Raw genomic sequence first — 4,730 nt, forward strand, 5'->3', positions numbered from 1 at the left:
CATGGCAAGCTTGCCCCGCATCGGGCCTTTTTCGAGGAGTTGCTCGCGCAGGATCCCGACATCACGCTGTTCGAACTCAGGGACGCGCTGGCCGCGGCGGAAGGCATTCGTGTCCATCACTCGTCCATTGCCAGCCTGCTGTCACGACTTGGGTTCACCTATAAAAAAAATCGCTGGTCGCCGCCGAAGGTAGCGTCCGAGAACGTGGTGGACTTTCACGCCGCGCTGGCGGTGTAACCGGAGTGGCCATCGAGGGCGTCGGTTTATGGTGGAGTTGCAAGCTTCAACCACGGACCGAAGGGGACCCCGATGACCGACACCAGCATGAGCCTGATCGAACTGCTGCAAAAGCACGATGAAGGCGACTTCCTCCGCGCCGTGACCGAGGCGGTGCTCCAGACACTGATGGAGCATGACGTCGAGGGCCTGATCGGCGCGGGGCGCTACGAGCGCGGCGATGGCCGGCAGACCTGGCGCAACGGCTACCGCGACCGCGAGTTGAAGACCCGGCTCGGGGCGCTGAACCTGCGGGTGCCGAAGCTGCGGCAGGGGTCGTATTTCCCCGGCTTCCTGGAGCCGCGCCGGACCTCGGAGAAAGCGCTGGTCGCTGTCATCCAGGAGGCCTGGATCGGCGGGGTCTCGACGCGGAAGGTCGATGATCTGGTGCAGGCGATGGGACTTTCGGGCATCTCGAAGAGCACGGTGTCCAAGCTTTGCAAGGACATAGACGACCGCGTGCAGGAGTTTCTCGACCGGCCGCTCGCTGGCGAATGGCCTTATCTGTGGCTCGACGCGACCTATCTGAAGGTCCGCCAAGGCGGGCGCATCATCTCGGTGGCGGCCATAATCGCCGTGGCGGTGAACACGGACGGGCGCCGCGAGATCATCGGCCTGAAGATCGGCCCCTCGGAAGCCGAGACCTTCTGGACGGAGTTTCTGCGCAGCCTGAAGGGCCGAGGGTTCGACGGCGTCAAGCTGGTGATCTCGGATGCGCACACGGGCCTGAAGGCAGCGATCGCGCGCGTCTTCGAAGCGACCTGGCAGCGCTGCCGCGTTCATTGGATGCGCAATGCCCTCGCTCACGTGCCGAAGGGCCAGCACACCGTCGTCGCGGCCGCCATCCGGCAGGCCTTCACCCAGCCCGACCAGAAGGGCGCCGTCGAGATCTGGCGTCACGTCGCCGACCAGCTCCCGGCCCGCTGGCCGAAGCTCGCGATCCTGATGGACGAGAGCGAGGCCGACGTGCTGGCCTACATGGCCTTCCCCGCCCAGCACAGAACGAAGCTGCACTCGACCAACCCACTGGAACGCTTGAACAAGGAGGTGAAGCGCCGGGCCGATGTCGTCGGGATCTTCCCGAACGAGGACAGCATCATCCGCCTGATCGGCGCCGTCTTGTTCGAGCAGAACGACGATTGGCAGAGCCAGCACCGCTACATGATGGTGGAAGCCTTCGGCCAGATCGACGCCGATCAGACCGACCCGCTTCTCAGCATCACCACACAGGCCGCCTGATCGATGACCTCAAACGGCCATCCGGGAAATTACACCAGCTTGACGGACGTGACCCGCAGCCGGTCCGATACGCTGGAGGTTTTCTGGAAGGGAGAACCACCTTTGTGCCGGGCCGCCATGCAACCGATCAACAGACGAGGCTTTTCATGAAGCTCCGACAGGACCACCCGATCGAGGTGGCCGCCGCCAAGGCGGATCTCAGCCGCGCCACGGGTTACCGGATTGCGCAGGATGCGCGCCTGCCCTCGCAGAAGACGCATCCGCGGGCGCGGAGGCGGCCTGATCCCTTGGAATCCATCTTCGACGCCGAGGTCGTGCCGCTTCTGAAGGAAGCGCCGGGTCTGCGTCCGGTGGCGATCTTCGACGAGATGCTGCGGCGCCACCCCGAACTGTCGCCGGGCATCCGGCGCACGCTGGAACGCCGGATCCGGGCCTGGCGGGCCGTCAACGGCGCAGAACAGGACGTGATCTTCCGGCAGGTGCATGAACCGGGCAGGCTCGGCCTGTCGGACTTCACGGATCTGTCTGGTCTGGGCGTCACGATTGCCGGTCAGCCCTTGGCGCACATGCTCTATCACTTCCGCCTGCCCTGGTCGGGCTTTGAGCATGCCCATGTCATCCTCGGCGGCGAGAGCTTCGTGGCCCTGGCCGAAGGACTGCAAAATGCCCTGTGGTCGGTGGGTGGCACGCCGCACCAGCATCGCAGCGACAGCCTGTCGGCCGCGTTCCGCAATCTCGATGCCGAGGCTACGTCTGACCTGACGCGCCGCTACGATGCGCTCTGCGCGCATTACCGGATGACGCCGACGCGCAACAATCGCGGCGTGGCCCACGAGAACGGCGCGATCGAAAGCGCTCATGGCCATCTCAAGGCGGCGATCCGCGACGCCCTTCTGATACGCGGCACTGCCGATTTTGCTGACCTTGTGGGCTACCGCGCCTTCATCGACGAGATCGTCGGGCGCCGGAACGCGGCTCAGGGCAAACGCATCGCCGCGGAGCGGGCCTGTCTGCAGGCCTTGCCCGCACGCCGCACGACGGACTTCGAGGAGGTCATCGTCACGGTTACCAGCACTGGCGGGTTCACCCTGCGCAAGGTCTTCTACACCGTTCCCTCGCGTCTGATCGGCCACCGGCTGCGGGTGCGGCTTTACGATGACCGGCTGGAGGTCTTCATGGGCGGCACGCTGATGCTGACGCTGCCCAGAGGGCGTGCCCAACCCGGCGGGCGGCATGACCAGGTGGTCAACTACCACCATGTCATCCATGCGCTGCGCAAGAAGCCGATGGCGCTCCTGAACCTCGTCTACCGCGACAAGCTCTCTCCGCGCCCGGCCTATCGGCGCGCCTTCGAGGCCCTGGTGGCGCAGCTGCCCGAGAAGCTGGCCTGCAGGATCACCGTCGAACTGCTGGCGCTGGCGCATGATCGCGGCTGCGAACGCGAACTGGCCGAGGAACTGGACCGCGTGCTGGATGGCGGCCTGATCCCCGATCTCGTCGCCCTGCGCCGGATGTTCGGACCGGATCCGGCCGACCTGCCCACCGTCTCGGTGCTGCAGGTCGGTCTCGACAGCTACGACGCGCTCGTCGCCACAGCCGGCATGGGAGAGACGGCATGAAGACCCCGCATCCCATCGACGAGACCCGCCTGAGCATCATGCTGAACGAGTTGCGGCTGCCGACGATCAAGACCCTCTGGCCCCGGTTCGCCGAAGCTGCCGACCGGGAGGGCTGGCCCGCCGCGCGCTTCCTTGCGGCCATTGCCGAACACGAACTGGCCGAACGCGCCAATCGCCGGATCGAACGCCATCTGGCCGAGGCGCATCTGCCGCCCGGCAAGACGCTCGACAGCTTCGCTTTCGACGCTGTCCCCATGATCTCCAGGGCGCAGGTCATGGCCATGGCCGCCGGCGACAGCTGGCTCGCCAAGGGCGCCAATGTGCTGATGTTCGGCCCGCCGGGTGGCGGCAAGAGCCATCTTGCGGCCGCCATCGGCCTCGCGCTGATCGAGAGCGGCTGGCGCGTCCTGTTCGCCAGGACCACCGATCTGGTCCAGAAGCTGCAGGTCGCGCGTCGCGAATTGCAGCTCGAGGCCGCCATCGCCAAGCTCGACAAGTTCGACCTGCTGATCCTCGACGACCTCGCCTATGTCACCAAGGATCAGGCCGAGACCAGCGTGCTGTTCGAACTGATCTCTGCCCGATACGAGCGGCGCTCCATGCTGATCACCGCCAACCAGCCCTTCGGCGAGTGGAACCGGGTCTTCCCTGATCCCGCCATGACGCTCGCCGCGGTCGACCGGCTGGTCCATCACGCCACGATCTTCGAGATGAATGTCGAAAGCTATCGCCGGCGCAGCGCCATGAAGGCAAAGCGGACACGGGGACGACCGGCCGCAGTCGCGACAATCAACAATACGCCCCAGCCTGTCGCGGAGCGTCAATCACCCAGCACGCAGGACCTTGCCAGCGACAATCACGCTGATACCCTGCCAGACGCCGCGACGTAGAATCTCATCCAGATTGACGCGCGCGTCTCATCAAGATTGTCGCGCAGCAGGTATGGATAGACCTTGTGGCCCGGCGCCGGTTTCGACGTGTTCGGACGGCGATAGAGCGCCGCGATCGCCATTTTCTTCATCAGCGTCGAGACATGAAGCCGTCCCACATGGTGCCCCTCGCCCTGCAGCAGGCCCTTCAGCATCCGGCTGCCCGCAAACGGATACTCCAGGTGCAGCTCGTCGATCCGGCGCATGAGCGCGAGATCGGCCGCCGAGGTCGGGCGCGACAGGTAGTAGACGCTGCTCCGGCTGATCCCGAGGGCCTTGGCCTGACGGCTGACGCTCAGCCCATGGTCGCGGTCGATCATCGTCCTGCGCTCGGCAGCAGACCCGCCTTGCCGAGCGCGCCGGCTAAAAAATCGTTCTCCAGCGTCAACTCGCCGATCTTCGCATGCAGCGTCTTCACGTCAACTGCCGGTGCCGGATCGACCGCGGCCGCCGCCCCGAACACGCCGGAGGCGCCTTCCAGAAGCTGCGTGCGCCATTGCGTGAACTGGTTCGGATGCACGTCGAACTGCTCGGCCAGTTCGGCCAGCGTCTTCTCCCCCCTGATGGCGGCAAGCGCCACCTTCGCCTTGAAAGCCGGGCTGTGGTTCCGGCGCGGTCGTCTGCTCATGGTCTCTCCTCGCTCCTCGGCATCATGCCGATGTCGCGC

At 65.7% G+C, this 4,730-nt stretch carries 3 protein-coding genes and 2 pseudogenes; 4 read left to right on the forward strand and 1 reads right to left on the reverse strand.

Translation table 11 applies throughout. The annotated features are described in order from the left end of the window. From KTN05_RS17165 to istB, 4 genes and pseudogenes are all read left to right on the forward strand, one after another. A pseudogene (locus tag KTN05_RS17165) lies at window positions 1–237 on the forward strand (hypothetical protein); the annotation flags it as partial. Between the two features lie 72 nt (window positions 238–309). Further along, window positions 310–1,515, forward strand: coding sequence for an IS256 family transposase (locus KTN05_RS17170; RefSeq protein WP_217330592.1), 1,206 nt, complete (start codon window positions 310–312; stop codon window positions 1,513–1,515). 146 nt (window positions 1,516–1,661) lie between these two features. Further along, window positions 1,662–3,134, forward strand: a complete 1,473-nt coding sequence (gene istA, locus KTN05_RS17175) for an IS21 family transposase (protein WP_254368329.1) — start codon at window positions 1,662–1,664, stop codon at window positions 3,132–3,134. Continuing rightward, the gene (istB, locus tag KTN05_RS17180; RefSeq protein ID WP_217330594.1) at window positions 3,131–4,024 is read left to right on the forward strand and encodes an IS21-like element helper ATPase IstB; all 894 of its coding nucleotides are present in this window, start codon (window positions 3,131–3,133) and stop codon (window positions 4,022–4,024) included. The genes istA and istB overlap by 4 nt, the downstream gene beginning before the upstream one ends. A gap of 41 nt (window positions 4,025–4,065) precedes the next feature. Here the strand turns inward: istB and KTN05_RS17185 are convergent. Further along, window positions 4,066–4,691 (reverse strand): annotated as a pseudogene (locus KTN05_RS17185) (transposase); the annotation flags it as partial. Window positions 4,692–4,730 lie beyond the last annotated feature (39 nt).

Origin of the sequence: Paracoccus sp. Z118, from assembly GCF_019061185.1 — a bacterium.
Taxonomy (GTDB): Bacteria; Pseudomonadota; Alphaproteobacteria; order Rhodobacterales; family Rhodobacteraceae; genus Paracoccus.

Coding starts and splice junctions, on each gene's coding strand:
- istA (WP_254368329.1), top strand. CDS start 1,662: ATGAAGCTCCGACAGGACCACCCGATCGAGGTGGCCGCCGCCAAGGCG.
- KTN05_RS17170 (WP_217330592.1), top strand. CDS start 310: ATGACCGACACCAGCATGAGCCTGATCGAACTGCTGCAAAAGCACGAT.
- istB (WP_217330594.1), top strand. CDS start 3,131: ATGAAGACCCCGCATCCCATCGACGAGACCCGCCTGAGCATCATGCTG.